Source organism: Vibrio sp. 99-70-13A1, assembly GCF_013114625.1.
Classification (GTDB): domain Bacteria; phylum Pseudomonadota; class Gammaproteobacteria; order Enterobacterales; family Vibrionaceae; genus Vibrio.
The window spans coordinates 106,901-123,318 of record NZ_VTXD01000007.1; the positions used below are offsets into that span (position 1 = coordinate 106,901).

General features: G+C 44.1%; 14 protein-coding genes. 12 read left to right on the plus strand and 2 right to left on the minus strand.

Going from position 1 to position 16,418, the window contains the following annotated elements:
• Window positions 1–89: 89 nt before the first annotated feature.
• Window positions 90–1,280: a 3-phenylpropionate MFS transporter gene (locus F0226_RS07475; protein ID WP_171735060.1), complete on the minus strand. Its 1,191-nt coding sequence runs from the start codon at window positions 1,278–1,280 to the stop codon at window positions 90–92.
• A gap of 247 nt (window positions 1,281–1,527) precedes the next feature.
• Here F0226_RS07475 and F0226_RS07480 point away from each other — a divergent pair, with 247 nt between their 5' ends.
• The 10 genes from F0226_RS07480 (at window position 1,528) to F0226_RS07525 (ending at window position 12,621) form a co-directional block, all read left to right on the plus strand.
• Window positions 1,528–3,354 carry a DUF294 nucleotidyltransferase-like domain-containing protein gene (locus tag F0226_RS07480; RefSeq protein ID WP_171735085.1) on the plus strand — a complete coding sequence of 609 codons (1,827 nt, stop codon included), beginning with the start codon at window positions 1,528–1,530 and terminating at the stop codon, window positions 3,352–3,354.
• A gap of 104 nt (window positions 3,355–3,458) precedes the next feature.
• Entirely contained in the window at window positions 3,459–4,088 is a 630-nt protein-coding gene (locus F0226_RS07485; protein ID WP_171735061.1) for a 3'-5' exonuclease, read from the plus strand.
• 275 nt (window positions 4,089–4,363) lie between these two features.
• Complete coding sequence (gene acs, locus F0226_RS07490; RefSeq protein WP_171735062.1) at window positions 4,364–6,313, plus strand: acetate--CoA ligase; 1,950 nt, start codon at window positions 4,364–4,366, stop codon at window positions 6,311–6,313.
• Window positions 6,314–6,640: 327 nt separating this feature from the next.
• Window positions 6,641–7,090 (plus strand): type II 3-dehydroquinate dehydratase, encoded by a 450-nt coding sequence (gene aroQ, locus F0226_RS07495; RefSeq protein ID WP_171735063.1) that lies wholly within the window; start codon window positions 6,641–6,643, stop codon window positions 7,088–7,090.
• Between the two features lie 76 nt (window positions 7,091–7,166).
• Window positions 7,167–7,619 (plus strand): acetyl-CoA carboxylase biotin carboxyl carrier protein, encoded by a 453-nt coding sequence (accB, locus tag F0226_RS07500; protein ID WP_171735064.1) that lies wholly within the window; start codon window positions 7,167–7,169, stop codon window positions 7,617–7,619.
• Between the two features lie 15 nt (window positions 7,620–7,634).
• A complete protein-coding gene (gene accC, locus F0226_RS07505; RefSeq protein WP_171735065.1) occupies window positions 7,635–8,978 on the plus strand; it encodes an acetyl-CoA carboxylase biotin carboxylase subunit in 1,344 nt (447 codons plus the stop codon).
• A 188-nt stretch (window positions 8,979–9,166) separates the two neighbouring features.
• Window positions 9,167–10,054 carry a 50S ribosomal protein L11 methyltransferase gene (gene prmA, locus F0226_RS07510; protein ID WP_171735066.1) on the plus strand — a complete coding sequence of 296 codons (888 nt, stop codon included), beginning with the start codon at window positions 9,167–9,169 and terminating at the stop codon, window positions 10,052–10,054.
• Window positions 10,055–10,193: 139 nt separating this feature from the next.
• Entirely contained in the window at window positions 10,194–11,162 is a 969-nt protein-coding gene (gene dusB, locus F0226_RS07515) for a tRNA dihydrouridine synthase DusB (protein ID WP_171735086.1), read from the plus strand.
• Between the two features lie 23 nt (window positions 11,163–11,185).
• On the plus strand, window positions 11,186–11,482 hold the full coding sequence (fis, locus tag F0226_RS07520; protein ID WP_004729744.1) for a DNA-binding transcriptional regulator Fis: 297 nt from the start codon (window positions 11,186–11,188) through the stop codon (window positions 11,480–11,482).
• A gap of 170 nt (window positions 11,483–11,652) precedes the next feature.
• On the plus strand, window positions 11,653–12,621 hold the full coding sequence (locus F0226_RS07525; RefSeq protein ID WP_171735067.1) for a sensor domain-containing diguanylate cyclase: 969 nt from the start codon (window positions 11,653–11,655) through the stop codon (window positions 12,619–12,621).
• Window positions 12,622–12,626: 5 nt separating this feature from the next.
• Here the strand turns inward: F0226_RS07525 and zntR are convergent, their stop codons facing one another.
• Entirely contained in the window at window positions 12,627–13,067 is a 441-nt protein-coding gene (gene zntR / locus F0226_RS07530) for a Zn(2+)-responsive transcriptional regulator (RefSeq protein ID WP_171735068.1), read from the minus strand.
• Between the two features lie 322 nt (window positions 13,068–13,389).
• Between zntR and purH the strand changes: the two genes are divergently transcribed.
• Both purH and purD read left to right on the plus strand, forming a co-directional pair.
• Window positions 13,390–14,982 carry a bifunctional phosphoribosylaminoimidazolecarboxamide formyltransferase/IMP cyclohydrolase gene (gene purH / locus F0226_RS07535; protein WP_171735069.1) on the plus strand — a complete coding sequence of 531 codons (1,593 nt, stop codon included), beginning with the start codon at window positions 13,390–13,392 and terminating at the stop codon, window positions 14,980–14,982.
• A gap of 88 nt (window positions 14,983–15,070) precedes the next feature.
• Window positions 15,071–16,360, plus strand: a complete 1,290-nt coding sequence (gene purD / locus F0226_RS07540; protein WP_171735070.1) for a phosphoribosylamine--glycine ligase — start codon at window positions 15,071–15,073, stop codon at window positions 16,358–16,360.
• Window positions 16,361–16,418 lie beyond the last annotated feature (58 nt).

Below are 16,418 nucleotides of genomic sequence, written 5' to 3' on the forward strand. Positions count from 1 at the left end.
TATCCTTATGAAAAAGCCTGCAGTGTGCAGGCTTTAATTCGGCAAAGTTTATTAAACTAAGGATAGAGGGCAAACACAATCTGAACGCTCTAATTCTGTGCTTCAGGCTCCGCTTTCGTTTTACTGCTTACATCTGTTACTGAGCGTTTCTCATCAACCTTGATAAACAGAGCAAGAACACCCATTGCCGCCATAAACCAGAAAATATCAGCACCCCATAATTCATAACCCCAACCACTCAAAGTGGTCATCAGCGCAATGAATGCACCCAGTGGAATTGCGTTGTACAAAGCCTGCAATGCAACCATTCTGCTTGGTTTTTCTGATTGGATGTATTGGATAGCAGCGATATGCGCTATTGCGAAAGTCACACCGTGTAATAACTGCACCATGACTAATGCAAAGATCGCCGTGGTCGAAGCGGTGATTCCCCAACGAGCCATCACACCAATAGCTGCGATGACAAACAAAGTACGTAACGTCCAGCCTGAGAATAATCGCTTACTGAAGGCAAATACTGCCACTTCCGCGACAACACCTAGACTCCAAAGGTAACCAATAATAGCTTCCGAATGCCCAGCTTCTTTCCAGTAAATCGCACTAAAGCTGTAGTAAGCCGCATGACTACCTTGGATCAACGCCATTAGAGTTAAAAACTTCACTACCGAGGGTTCGCGCAGCAATTGCATCAACTTAGGTCTGGTCGTCTCTTCTTCTTGCTGTGTCACCGGCATAATGCTTGGGTTTCGCATACAAAGCACTAAAGAGAAAAGCACACCAGCCAATGCCGTATACAAAATCATTTCCGTGCCAAACTCAGCGACTAAGAAACCCACAACAGTCGAACCCGCAATAAAAGCAATGGAACCCCATAAACGAGTGCGCCCATAATCCAGCAGTTTAATTCGGCTGTAATAGTTCGCCATTGCATCCGATAGAGGAACGATAGGACCACAACATAAATTAAACAGAACCGTCGCCAGCAGCATTAGTGCAAAACTGCCACCTGTAAAAAAGTGAAAACCAATGAATATTAATGCCGCGAGGCTCAACCACCGTAAAGCTGGGATTAAGTGCTCCACCTTATGAATGCGTGGTGTAATAACAAAGTTAGCAACACAACGAGTCGCAAAACCAGCACCAATTAAAATACCAATGTCGCTTGGCGCAACACCTTGGTCTTCAAACCAAAGTGCCCAAAATGGCAGATAAACGCCATATGCAAAGAAAAAACCAAGAAAATACTGGGATATCCAGCCATAAGGAGAAGGGTTTTGCATCGCGAAGACCTATAAAAAGACAAAAAAGAGCATTGATGAATTATGCCTAGCTTATTGTTACCAAAAAAGGGAATAAAACGACGTTGCCAATTTCCGTATTAGAAATAAGGGAGTTAATATCGCAATTTGAAATCAGCGCCTATCATTATCTATGGCTAAACTTCATCTCTATCTAGACTAAAGTCGTCTAGCGCTTCACCCAATTTTTGGCAAACTGAGATCATCATTCCTTTATTGTGTGACGATGATGCCTGATAAATTTAATATGCAGTCTCCACCTTTTGACCGCTTATCTGAAAGCGAACAATTGACCTTACGCTCTTCATTGGATGTCGCGTACTACCGAGAGCAAGAAGTCATCGTTGAAGCGAATAAGCCGAGCCATCACCTGCATATACTCATTAAAGGCGCCGTTGAAGAACGCTCTTCTGACAATAGAGAAATTTACGCGCACTACGCCAATGACGATCTGTTTGATGTAAGAAGTCAGTTCAGTGGGCAAGTTAAACATCAATATATCGCTCTTGAAGACACCTTAAGTTACCTACTCCCTTCTCATGTTTTTTTAGACCTCTACCACGAGAACGGGCAATTTGCCGCTTACTTTGATAACAATCTTGCGAAACGAAAACAGCTTATTAAAGAAGCTCAAGAGCAACAAAATTTGGCAGAGTTCATTCTCACCAAAGTAGACAGTTCTATTTATCATCCGCCGCTGATCCTCACTCCTGATCAGCCGATCAACCAAGTCACTCAAACATTAAAAGAGAACGGATTAGATTCAGCACTGGTGCATTTGGCCTACGATGATCCTAGAACTATAGGAACCCCAAAACCCTACCCCTATGCCATTGTTACCCGCACCAACATGCTGCATGCAGTAATGATAGATAACCTCCCACTTGATACTCCCGTAGGTAATATTGCAACTTTCCCAGTGTTCCATGTGGATGAAGGTGACTTTCTTTTTAATGCCATGATTACGATGACAAGAAACCGCATGAAACGAGTCATGGTCTGTGATGCTGGCGAAGCAATTGGCATGCTCGATATGACTCAAATATTAAGTGCCTTCTCCACACACTCACATGTCCTGACTCTGCGTATAGCAAGAGCAACCAGTATTGAAGAGCTGGCTCTAGCTTCAAATAAACAACGTCAACTTGTGGAAAGCCTTTTAAGTAACGGCATTCGCACCCGATTTATCATGGAATTAATCTCAGCCGTTAATGAACAAATCATCGAAAAAGCTTTTGAGCTAGTCGTACCTCCCGCTTTGCATAACCATTGCTGTTTCATTGTTTTAGGCTCTGAGGGGCGTGGCGAACAAATTTTAAAAACCGATCAAGATAACGCACTTATTATTCAAGACGGGCTGCATTGGCACCAATGCGAAAGGATAATGGAAAACCTGACCCACACTCTACAACAACTGGGTTACCCTCTTTGCCCTGGAAAAGTCATGGTTAACAACCCTAAATGGGTGAACACTCAACTAGAGTGGAAGAAAACACTCTCCAATTGGGTACATTCGGCGACACCCGAAAAAGTCATGGATATTGCCATTATGGCTGATGCGCATGCTGTCGCGGGCAATAAAGAATTACTGGAACCGATCCAAAAGCATCTCAGTGAATTAATGGCCGGGCAAGAGCTGGTCCTCACTGAATTTTGTCGACCTGCACTGAATTTCTCTGTCCCTTTAACACTCTTTGGTAATGTGAAAAAATCTAAGTCTGGTTTGGATATCAAACAAGGCGGTATCTTTCCCATCGTGCACGGCATTCGTGCATTAAGTTTGGAATACAAGCTTCCTCATAAAAATACCTTTGATCGCATCAATGCTTTAGTTGAAAGAAAGGTGCTTGAGCAAAGTACCGCAGATAATTTAAGCGAAGCACTTAAACAATTTTTCAAATGGAGGTTGGCACAAAGACTTACCCAGCAGCACAGCAGTAATAAGCTGGATATTAAACTGATGGACAGATCAGACAGGGACTTACTCCGTCATAGTTTGCATGTGGTCAAAAAATTCAAACAATGGCTTGGTTACCACTACCAAGTTCGTGATTAGGCGATGCTAATGTATATCTGTTTATCTATGGCGAGCCCAAGGTTATCTATGATTAGCCAAAAACTATCTGTGATAAAACAAAGACATTTCACGAGCCTCTTTCTATGAATGGGCTAACTCGACGGTTCTGGCATTACAAACTAAAGGGTTCGCCTTATAGAGGGCTTTTTACTGCTCCACATCAAAGTGAATATGTCTCACTTGATTGCGAAACCACCAGCCTGGATCCAAACCGAGCAGAACTTGTCACGATTGCGGCAACAAAAATCATCGGTAACCGCATTATTACCAGCCAACCCTTTGAAGTACGTCTTCGAGCCCCTCAATCTTTAGATTCTGGCTCAATCAAAATACATAAAATTCGCCATGAAGATCTTAAAAACGGCATAGAAGAAAAACAGGCTCTGATTGAACTTCTAAACTTCATCGGCAACCGCCCGCTTGTGGGCTATCACATACGATACGACAAAAAAATATTGGACAGAGCGTGCATCAAACAACTCGGGTTTCCAATGCCAAACAAACTCATTGAAGTCAGTTTGCTCTATCAAGACAAACTCGAAAAACATTTACCCAATTCCTACTTCGACTTAAGTCTTGATGCCATTTGCAAACAACTTGGGCTTCCGCAGCAGAGCAACAAACACGATGCTCTACAAGATGCTATCTCTGCCGCTTTAGTCTTCGTCCGTTTAAAACACGGCGACTTGCCTCGTTTCAACTCTTCCCATTGAATCCTAACGCGTAATAATCCGCATTAGATCAATCTCGCAAATTTCAACTTAAGTCGCTACTTTATAAACTTAATTCCCCTTTTTCCCAGTAGAAAGCGACGTCTCATCCTAAAGTCTAATTGTGGAAATCGCTCACCTAGCCGAGAGTGATAGCACGACAGGCAGTCAATAAAAGACTATCCAAATAAATGCCATGTTTAAAAACCAGCTAGCGGAATTAGCGCATAACGGAAATTGCCCAGTTCACATGGAATGAAGGCACAAGGAGAGAAGCAATGAGTGAAGCCCACGTTTATCCAGTACAAGACAATATTAAAGCAACGACGCACGCGGATAATGACACTTACCTAGCCATGTACCAGCAATCTGTATCTGACCCAGAAGGATTCTGGGGTGAGCACGGAAAAATCGTAGATTGGATTAAACCCTTCACCCAAGTCAAAAACACCTCATTTGACCCAGGTCACGTCGACATTCGTTGGTTTGAAGACGGGACACTCAATGTTTCAGCAAACTGTATTGACCGCCACCTTGCCGATCGTGGTGACGAAGTCGCGATCATTTGGGAAGGCGATGACCCTACCGATGATAAAACGCTGACATTCAATGAATTACACAAAGAAGTGTGCCTGTTTTCAAATGCTCTAAAAGAGCAAGGCGTACGCAAAGGTGATGTGGTGTGTTTGTACATGCCAATGGTTCCAGAAGCGGCGGTAGCAATGCTGGCTTGTACTCGAATTGGTGCCGTGCACACCGTCGTGTTCGGCGGTTTTTCTCCAGAAGCATTATCAGGTCGAATCATCGACTCAGATTCAAAAATCGTCATTACAGCTGATGAAGGTGTGCGTGGCGGAAGAGCAGTTCCACTGAAGAAAAACGTTGATGAAGCACTGACCAACCCAGAAGTGAAAAACATTGAGAAAGTCATTGTTATGAAACGTACGGGTGGCGATGTGGAATGGCATGAACATCGTGATGTTTGGTGGCATGAAGCAACCGCGACAGTTTCAGAAGTCTGTGAACCAGAAGAAATGAAAGCCGAAGATCCACTATTCATTCTTTACACTTCAGGCTCAACAGGCAAACCTAAAGGCGTATTACATACTACAGGTGGTTACCTCGTTTATGCGGCAATGACGTTTAAGTATGTCTTTGATTACCAAGAAGGCGAAACCTTCTGGTGTACAGCCGATGTAGGTTGGATCACAGGTCACACCTACCTTGTTTACGGACCACTTGCGAATGGTGCAAAAACAATCTTGTTTGAAGGTGTTCCAAATTATCCAAATACCAGTCGCATGAGCGAAGTAGTCGATAAGCACCAAGTGAATATCCTCTACACAGCCCCAACAGCGATTCGTGCATTGATGGCAAAAGGTAATGAAGCCGTTGAAGGCACTTCTCGTGATAGCTTACGCATTATGGGTTCAGTAGGTGAACCAATTAACCCAGAAGCTTGGGAGTGGTACTACAAAACAATTGGTAATGAGCAGTCCCCGATTGTCGATACATGGTGGCAAACTGAAACTGGCGGTATTTTGATTGCCCCTCTTCCAGGAGCAACCGACCTAAAACCGGGTTCTGCAACTCGCCCATTCTTTGGTGTTCAACCAGCCCTTGTTGATAACATGGGGAATATCATCGAAGGCGCGACTGACGGTAACCTCGTTATTCTTGATTCATGGCCAGGACAAATGCGTACGGTCTATGGTGACCATGAACGTTTTGAACAAACCTATTTCTCTACATTTAAAGGCATGTATTTTACAAGTGACGGTGCTCGACGTGATGAAGATGACTACTACTGGATCACTGGTCGTGTTGATGACGTGCTCAATGTATCAGGTCACCGTATGGGCACGGCTGAGATTGAATCGGCGCTAGTGGCATTCGATAAAATTGCAGAGGCAGCGATTGTGGGCATTCCTCACGATATTAAAGGCCAAGCAATTTACGCTTACATCACATTGAATGACGGTGAGTTCCCTACAGCTGAACTTCATAAAGAAGTGAAGGACTGGGTAAGAAAAGAGATTGGACCGATAGCTACGCCAGATGTACTGCACTGGACTGACTCTTTACCGAAAACACGCTCAGGTAAAATCATGCGTCGTATCCTACGTAAAATTGCAACGGGTGATACCAGCAACCTTGGTGATACATCGACTCTTGCCGATCCAAGTGTGGTTGAAAAACTGATTGCTGAAAAAGCAGAAATTGCATAACAAGCTTCACACTATGCTTTTACAAGCTGTTTAAAACAGAAACATTTTCAAACCGTCACCTATGTGGCGGTTTTTTTGTGCCTGATCTTGATCTCAATTATCCGCACTAAAATTAAGGCAGTGGACCTTTTTTGATAAGTTAGTAACAACTCCCGACCTGAACTATAGGTGATTAGACCAGTAATTTGCTGCGATTTTCGCTGAATTAGCTATAATCTGGGTCTAATTTGAAAAATTGGATGTTTCGCCTCTGGTAAATACGTCCAATTTGTAAATAAAATGGGAACATTCGCACTCGTTGTCACGATATAGGAAGATACCCTCACGATGTCTACAAAGTTACGCATTCTAGTTTTAAATGGTCCAAACCTTAACCTTTTAGGACTAAGAGAGCCTGCGCACTATGGTTCTCAAACACTCGAGCAGATTATTGAATCTTTAACCGAGCAAGCAAACGCACAAGACGTCGAGTTGTCGCACCTACAATCTAACCGTGAGTATGAACTGATAGAAGCCATACACAGTGCTTATCAGTCCATTGATTTTATTATAATAAATCCAGCAGCTTTCACTCATACCAGTGTTGCGTTGCGAGATGCATTATTAGGAGTCGCGATACCATTTATTGAAGTACACCTATCAAATGTTCACGCACGTGAAGCATTTCGTCATCATTCTTACCTTTCTGATAAAGCAGAAGGTGTGATTTGTGGCTTAGGTGCTCAAGGTTATCAATTTGCTTTGATGGCAGCGATTAACAAGCTGACGTCAAAATAACTGTCTAAAGACAGAACTAATACTTACCTACTCAGTCATAGAGTCAGGTCAATCAACAGATAAAGAGAAAGAAACAATGGATATTCGCAAAATCAAAAAGCTAATCGAATTGGTTGAAGAATCTGGTATTTCTGAGCTAGAAATCTCTGAAGGTGAAGAGTCAGTACGAATCAGTCGTAACAGCCCTGTATCTGCAGCACCTATTCAATACGCAGCAGCTCCTGTAGCAGCGGCTCCGGTTGCAGCTCCTGTTGCGGCGGCTCCTGTCGCTGAAGTTGCACCTGCAGTTCCTGCTGGTCACCAAGTTCTTTCTCCAATGGTTGGTACTTTTTACGGCGCACCAAGCCCAGATGCAAAACCATTCGTTAAAGTTGGTCAATCTGTAACGGCTGGCGAAACTCTATGTATCGTTGAAGCAATGAAAATGATGAACCAAATCGAAGCTGATAAATCTGGTGTTGTTACAGCAATCCTAGTTGAAGACGGTCAACCAGTTGAGTTCGACCAAGCTCTAGTAATTATCGAATAATAGAGAACACTCATTATGTTAGATAAATTAGTAATTGCGAACCGTGGTGAAATTGCACTGCGTATTTTGCGTGCCTGTAAAGAGCTTGGCATTAAGACCGTTGCTGTTCACTCAACAGCTGACCGCGATCTTAAACACGTACTTCTTGCAGACGAAACCATTTGTATTGGTCCTGCTCGCGGTATCGACAGCTACCTAAACATCCCTCGCATTATTAGCGCAGCGGAAGTAACAGGTGCAGTTGCGGTACACCCAGGCTACGGTTTCCTATCTGAAAACGCTGATTTTGCTGAACAAGTAGAACGTAGCGGCTTCATTTTTGTTGGTCCTAAAGCGGAAACTATCCGTATGATGGGTGACAAAGTATCCGCTATCACTTCAATGAAGAAAGCTGGTGTACCTTGTGTTCCGGGTTCAGATGGTCCACTAGATGATGATGAAACGAAAAACAAAGCACACGCTAAGCGTATTGGTTTTCCAGTAATCATCAAAGCTTCTGGCGGCGGTGGCGGTCGTGGTATGCGTGTTGTTCGTTCTGAAGCTGAGCTAACAGAAGCTATCGCAATGACTCGTGCTGAAGCAAAAGCTTGCTTCAATAACGATATGGTTTACATGGAAAAATTCCTAGAAAACCCTCGTCATATTGAAGTTCAAATTCTTGCTGATGGTCAAGGTAATGCTATCCACCTTGGTGAACGTGACTGCTCAATGCAGCGTCGTCACCAGAAAGTTGTGGAAGAAGCGCCAGCACCAGGTATCACTGAAGAAATGCGTAAGTATATCGGTGACCGTTGTACTCGTGCATGTCTTGAAATTGGCTACCGCGGCGCAGGTACATTTGAGTTCTTATACGAAAACGGCGAGTTCTACTTCATCGAAATGAACACTCGTATTCAGGTTGAGCACACGATTACTGAAATGGTAACGGGTATCGACCTAGTGAAAGAGCAACTTCGCATTGCTGCTGGTCAGCCCCTATCATTCACACAAGATGATATTAAACTGCGTGGTCACTCAATCGAATGTCGTATCAACGCGGAAGATCCAGTTCGTTTCCTACCGTCTCCAGGTAAGATCACGCGTTTCCATGCCCCTGGCGGCATGGGTGTCCGTTGGGAATCTCATATCTACACGGGTTACACAGTGCCACCACACTATGATTCGATGATTGGTAAGCTAATCACTTACGGTGAGAACCGTGATGTCGCTATCGCTCGTATGAAGAACGCATTGGGTGAGATGATTGTTGAAGGTATTAACGTTAATACTGAACTTCAACAGGCTATTATGAACGACGAAAACTTCCAACACGGTGGTGCAAACATCCACTACCTTGAGAAGAAGCTTGGTCTGCAATAGAAACTAGCCTTCAGTAATATGTTCTCTATGGAACACTAAAAAATGCTCACTTCGGTGAGCATTTTTGTTTTTATTACCCTGAAAAATTCAATCAATATTCCCCTATTTAATCGTTGGGGTTTTCGTGAACTTGCTCATAATTTCTGCTAGACTCGCCATCCAAATTTTATCACATAGAAGATGCAGCCATGCCTTGGATTCAAATCAAGCTCAATGCAACCAATGAAAATGCCGAAACAATTGGCGATATGTTAATGGAGGAGACTGGCGCTCTTTCTGTAACTTTCCTTGATGCTAAAGATAATCCTGTATTTGAACCTCTGCCGGGTGAGACTCGACTTTGGGGTGACTGTGACATCCTCGCTTTGTATGACGCTGAGGTTGATACTGGGCTTGTTATCCAGCAAATAAAAGCCAGTGGTATGTTCCCAGTTGACTTCGCTTATAAAGTTGAACAGCTAGAAGATAAAGATTGGGAACGAGAGTGGATGGATAACTTCCACCCAATGCAGTTTGGCGAACGACTATGGATTTGCCCAAGCTGGCGTGACGTTCCAGATCCAACAGCTGTCAATGTGTTACTAGACCCAGGTCTTGCATTTGGCACTGGTACACATGCTACTACCGCACTTTGCCTTGAGTGGTTAGAGAGCATCGACTTAACCGGTAAAACGGTTATCGATTTTGGATGTGGGTCTGGCATTTTAGCGATCGCTGCGATCAAACTTGGTGCGGAAAAAGTGGTTGGGATCGACATTGATCCTCAAGCTTTAGTCGCTTCTAAAGACAACGCAGAGCGAAATGGCGTCGTTGATCAACTTGAAGTTTACATGCCCCAAGATCAGCCTGAAGGTTTGATTGCAGATGTGGTTGTGGCAAACATTTTGGCTGCACCTCTTCGTGAGCTATCAGGCATCATCAAAGGTCTAGTTAAACCGAACGGGCAACTGGCAATGTCGGGTGTTTTGGATACGCAAGCGGAAGATGTTGCGAACTATTATCGTGATGAGCTTCACATTGATCCAATCGCTTCTCAAACAGAGTGGTGCCGAATCTCTGGTCGCAAGCAAGGCTAGACAAGACTTTACAGTCTAATTGATTGAATTTTATACAAATTACAAAAACAAATTGTAAATGCTCAAATATTAGTCTTTTCACACAGCAAAAAAATGCGTAAAATGCGCGCCCTTGCTAGTACAGAACTGTGATGACGTTTTGAAAATTGGAAACTATCAACTAAAGAACAATCTAATCGTTGCTCCTATGGCTGGCGTAACGGATAGACCATTCCGAGAGTTGTGTCTTCGCTACGGTGCGGGGATGGCAGTCAGTGAAATGATGTCCTCCAATCCTAAAGTTTGGAAAACGTCGAAGTCTCAACAGCGAATGGTACATGAGGGCGAATCGGGCATTCGCTCAGTACAAATCGCTGGTGCAGATCCACAGCTGATGGCTGAAGCTGCGCAATTTAATGTAGGTAACGGTGCGCAAATCATCGATATCAACATGGGTTGTCCAGCTAAAAAAGTAAACAAAAAGCTCGCGGGCTCTGCTTTACTCCAATATCCAGATCTCATTGAAGATATCTTGAAAGCGGTAGTGAATGCAGTCGATGTTCCAGTAACACTGAAAACTCGCACGGGCTGGGACACAAGTAACAGAAATTGTGTCCACATAGCAAAAATAGCCGAAGACTGCGGCATACAAGCTCTTGCTCTCCATGGGAGAACTCGCGCATGTATGTACAAAGGAGAGGCAGAATACAAACACATTAAAGCGGCAAAACAAGCTGTCTCGATACCGGTTATTGCTAATGGTGATATCGATAGCCCAGAGAAAGCTAAGTTTGTGCTGGAGTACACCGGTGCTGACGCTTTGATGATTGGTCGCCCTGCCCAAGGTCGCCCATGGATTTTTAACGAAATCCAACACTATTTGGAAAACGGTACCACGATGCCAGAGCTTCCGACTGAGGAAGTAAAAAACATCATGCTTGGTCACGTTCACGCTCTACATGAATTTTATGGAGAGTTTTTAGGCCCTCGCATTGCTCGTAAGCATGTGGGTTGGTATTTAAAAGAACATGAACAAGCGAGTGAGTTTCGCCGTACCTTCAACGCTCTCGAAGCAGCTGAGCTGCAACTTGAGGCGTTAGACGGTTATTTTGATCACGTTGCACTATAATTACGAGAAGAGCTAGACCGAATATGTTCGAACAAAATCTGACTTCAGAAGCATTGACAGTAACGACAGTTACATCACAAGACCAAATCACGCAGAAGCCTCTACGTGACTCAGTTAAAGCATCATTGAAAAATTACCTTGCTCAATTAAACGGTCAAGAAGTCAGCGAGTTATACGAGCTAGTATTAGCTGAAGTTGAACAGCCGCTACTAGACACTATCATGCAGTACACTCGCGGTAACCAAACTCGCGCAGCAACTATGATGGGTATTAACCGCGGAACTCTTCGCAAGAAGCTTAAAAAATACGGCATGAACTAATCGTTCTTTCGTAATTTTCGATTTCAAACCGAGTTCACTTTGTGAATTCGGTTTTTTTATACCTAAAACGAATTGAATGGACAAACATTAGCCAATCTGTGATCCATTAGGATTGATAACCCCCGATTGACCGATATAATGGTTGATTATTCTTATATTCGGGATGCTACATGGTTGATATGCAAAGGGAAGAGTGGCTCAGCACCTTGCTAAGCGAACTTCCTGATCGTCATCTGCTGATCGATAAGAATGGATTAATCATTGAAAGCTTTGGGCATTTACCCCTTGCTACCGAGACATCTGACACTCGCACTGTCCATTCGCTACTCCCACCAGATCTTGCCGAACAGCTAATGCAGCATGCATTACACGCTCTAACCTCAGGTGAAATCAAACAGTACCGTTATTCCATTTCGCCATGCCAACATTTACAACTTTCTATTGAAGAGTTGGAAGCCCTAGGCAATGACGACGAAAAATGGTTTGAATCGACCCTAAAGCCACTGACGCTTGCGAATCGTGAACCTTATATACTCTGGCAGCAAAAAGACATTACCGAAGCCTACCAGCAAGAAGCGGAGCTAAGAAGGCTCTCTGAAACGGATGAGTTAACTGGTATCTTGAATCGACGCGCATTCTTACTCGGTCTCGAAAATGAAATGAACCAATCACAAAAGCAAAACGTAGCCTGCTTAATGATTGATATTGACCATTTCAAAGAAATTAATGACCGTGTGGGTCATTTATCTGGAGATGAAGTAATTACTCAAGTTGCGCATATTTGTCAGCAATCTATTCGTTCGAACGACTATATCGGTCGCTTAGGAGGAGAAGAGTTTGGGATCGTGTTACCGAATACCAGTGCAATTGAAGCTTACAGTACCGCAGAAGAGATCAGAACGCGTATAGAATCTACTCCATGCACTGTTGATGGGCATACCATCTACCCTACAGTAAGCATTGGACTGGCTGAGTTAAACCCAACGGTTACGTCTGTTCGAGAGCTATTGGTTCAAGCAGATAAAGCCATGTACTACTCAAAGCAAACAGGTCGTAATCAAGTCACTATCTATTATGATAATTTACCGAGTATCAAAATAGATTCGCCTTTAACTGCCAAAATCCTTCAAGCTTCTTAAACTCGTTATGTGTGATCGTGTTGGCAGCATGAATCTTCGGTTTCCTCGCTTGCAAACGCTCCTAATATCGAACAGTGGCTCGCATCATCATCCACATGCCCGCAACAAGCGTCATTAATTTTCTTCAATGCCGTTCTAATTCTTCCCAATTCTTTAATTTTTTCATCTATCACGACTAACTTCGCAGTCGTAATCGCTTTTACTTCAGCACAGCTATGCTCAGTTGCCTCTAGTTTTATTTCCAGTAACTCTCTGATTTCATCCAGGCTTAGACCTAGCTCTTTTGCCTTAAGAATGAAGCTAACTTGTTTTTGGTTTTCTTCACTATAAATGCGATAACCAGAGTCACTTCTACCCGCAGGTGCAATCAGTTTGTTTTTTTCATAAAAGCGCAATGTATCGGTCGTAACACCACATCGTTTTGCTAATTCACCAATCTGAAACATAACTTCCACTCTTTACTCTATCTTCGTCTATTAACCATCTCGTTACTTTTAAAGTTGAAATGGCATTTTTTCTAATTAATTTTGAGATGCCAAACGATTGCGCGAGCTTTTTTGTAATAAATTAGTTAGAATCTGCGCCATCAAATTTGGAGTTGGTTATCTTATAGATGGATTATAAGAACACCCCAAAGGTCTTTACCAAAACTGACCAATATTTTATCTCTTACTGATACCAAGAATAACCTAAGGTAGGAAGATAAAAACAAGTTCTTTTTTGGCAAATATCTTTATTTTAACCCCATGAATTTGAGGAAATGGAAGCATGAATAACGCTCGTCCAATTCGCCGCGCTCTAATCAGCGTATCAGACAAAACTGGTATCGTTGAATTTGCACAAGCTCTTGCTAACCGTGGTGTAGATATTCTATCTACCGGTGGCACTGCTCGCCTGCTTGCTGAAAAAGGCATCTCTGTTACAGAAGTATCTGACTACACTGGTTTCCCAGAAATGATGGATGGCCGTGTTAAGACTCTGCACCCAAAAGTTCATGGTGGTGTTCTAGGCCGTCGTGGCCAAGATGATGACGTGATGAAAAATCACGGTATCAACCCTATCGATATGGTTGTTGTAAACCTATACCCATTCGCAGAAACCGTTGCTAAAGAAGGTTGTACCCTTGCTGACGCTGTTGAAAACATCGATATCGGTGGTCCAACAATGGTTCGCTCTGCAGCTAAAAACCACAAAGACGTAACTATCGTGGTTAACGCACACGACTACGAGCGTGTTGTGGCTGAAATGGACGCGAACGAGAAGTCGCTAACACTAGAGACTCGCTTCGACCTCGCTATCGCAGCATTCGAACACACGGCTTCTTACGACGGCATGATCGCAAACTACTTCGGCACTATGGTTCCTAGCTACGGCGCGAACAAGGAAGGCGATGAAGAGTCTAAATTCCCTCGTACATTCAACCAACAGTTCGAGAAAAAACAAGACATGCGCTACGGTGAGAACAGCCACCAAGCAGCAGCATTCTACGTTGAAGCAAACCCTGAAGAAGCGTCAGTGTCTACTGCTCGCCAAATCCAAGGTAAAGCACTTTCTTACAACAACATCGCTGATACTGACGCAGCACTTGAGTGTGTGAAAGAGTTCGACCAACCAGCATGTGTGATTGTTAAGCACGCGAACCCATGTGGTGTAGCACTAGGTGAAGACATCCTAGAAGCTTACGACCGTGCATTCAAAACAGACCCAACGTCTGCATTTGGCGGCATCATTGCATTCAACCGCGAACTAGACGCTGCAACAGCAACGGCTATCACTGAGCGCCAATTCGTTGAAGTTATCATTGCACCTTCTGTTTCTGCTGAAGCAGTAGCAATCGTAGCGGCTAAGAAAAACCTTCGCTTGCTTGAGTGTGGTGAGTGGACAACGAAGACGACTGGCTTTGACGTGAAACGCGTTAACGGTGGCTTGCTAGTACAAGATCGCGACCAAGGTATGGTGTCTGAAGGTGACCTTAAAGTGGTTTCTAAGCGTCAACCTACGGCTGAAGAGCTGAAAGATGCACTATTCTGCTGGAAAGTAGCGAAGTACGTTAAATCTAACGCGATTGTTTACTCGAAAGGCGACATGACAGTTGGTGTTGGCGCTGGCCAAATGAGCCGCGTTTACTCTGCAAAAATCGCAGGCATTAAAGCGGCAGATGAAGGTCTACAGGTTGAAGGTTGTGTAATGGCATCAGATGCATTCTTCCCATTCCGTGACGGTATCGACGCGGCAGCAGAAGCTGGCATCAAGTGTGTTATCCAACCGGGCGGTTCTATGCGTGATGACGAAGTTATCGCAGCAGCAGACGAACATGGCATGGCGATGATCTTTACTGGCATGCGTCACTTCCGCCACTAATCGAACAGGTTTATCCCAACGATTAAACAATTATCAAGCCTCTCTATTTTGAGGGGCTTTTAAGAATTTAGAACTTTAGGATTGAAACATGAATGTATTGATTATCGGTGCCGGCGGTCGTGAGCACGCACTAGGTTGGAAGGCAGCACAAAACCCAAACGTTGAAACGGTATTCATTGCCCCAGGTAACGCAGGAACCGCGCTTGAGCCTAAACTTGAAAACGTAAACATCGGCGTTGAAGACATCGCGGGTTTAGTCGCGTTTGCTCAAGAGAAAAAAATCGAACTGACTATCGTTGGCCCTGAAGCACCATTAGTTATTGGTGTGGTTGATGCATTCCGCGAAGTCGACCTTCCAATCTTTGGTCCAACTCAAGCAGCAGCACAACTTGAAGGCTCTAAAGCATTCACCAAAGACTTTTTAGCTCGTCATGAGATCCCAACAGGCTACTACTCAAACTTCACTGAGATTGAACCAGCACTCGCTTACGTACGCGAGCAAGGCGCTCCAATCGTAGTAAAAGCTGACGGCCTTGCCGCAGGTAAAGGTGTTATCGTTGCGATGACTCTTGAAGAAGCTGAAGACGCAATCAAAGACATGCTAGCGGGTAACGCATTTGGCGAAGCAGGCAGCCGCGTAGTGATCGAAGAGTTCCTTGAAGGCGAAGAAGCAAGCTTCATTGTAATGGTTGACGGTTCTAGCGTACTTCCTATGGCCACCAGCCAAGACCACAAACGTGTTGGCGACAAAGATACAGGTCCTAACACGGGCGGCATGGGTGCTTACTCCCCAGCTCCTGTGGTTACTCCAGAAATCCACAACCGTATCCTTGAAGAAGTTATCTACCCAACGGTACGTGGTATGGATGCAGAAGGCGCACCTTACACAGGTTTCCTTTACGCGGGTCTAATGATCGATGCTGATGGCACACCAAAAGTTATCGAATACAACTGCCGCTTCGGTGACCCGGAAACGCAACCAATTATGATGCGTATGGAATCAGACCTTGTTGAGCTATGTCTAATGGCTGTTAACGAGAAGCTAGACGAAGCAGAATCTAAATGGGATCCTCGCGCTTCTATCGGTGTTGTTCTTGCCGCTGGCGGTTACCCTGCTGATTACGCAAAAGGTGACGTAATTTCATTACCAACAAGCGACGTTGAAGGTCAAAAAATCTTCCACGCGGGTACTACTAATAACGAAGCTGGCGACGTTGTGACAAACGGCGGTCGTGTACTTTGTGCAACAGCATTAGGTAATACGGTTTCTGAAGCTCAGGAGCGCGCCTACGCCTTAACTAAGCAAGTTAGCTGGAATGGTATGTTTCATCGTAATGACATTGGTTACCGTGCGATTGCTCGCGAGCAAGAGTCATAGAGATAAGAGAATACTCTCTAAAATAAAAAAGGTGCAGACATGCACCTTTTTTTTATTG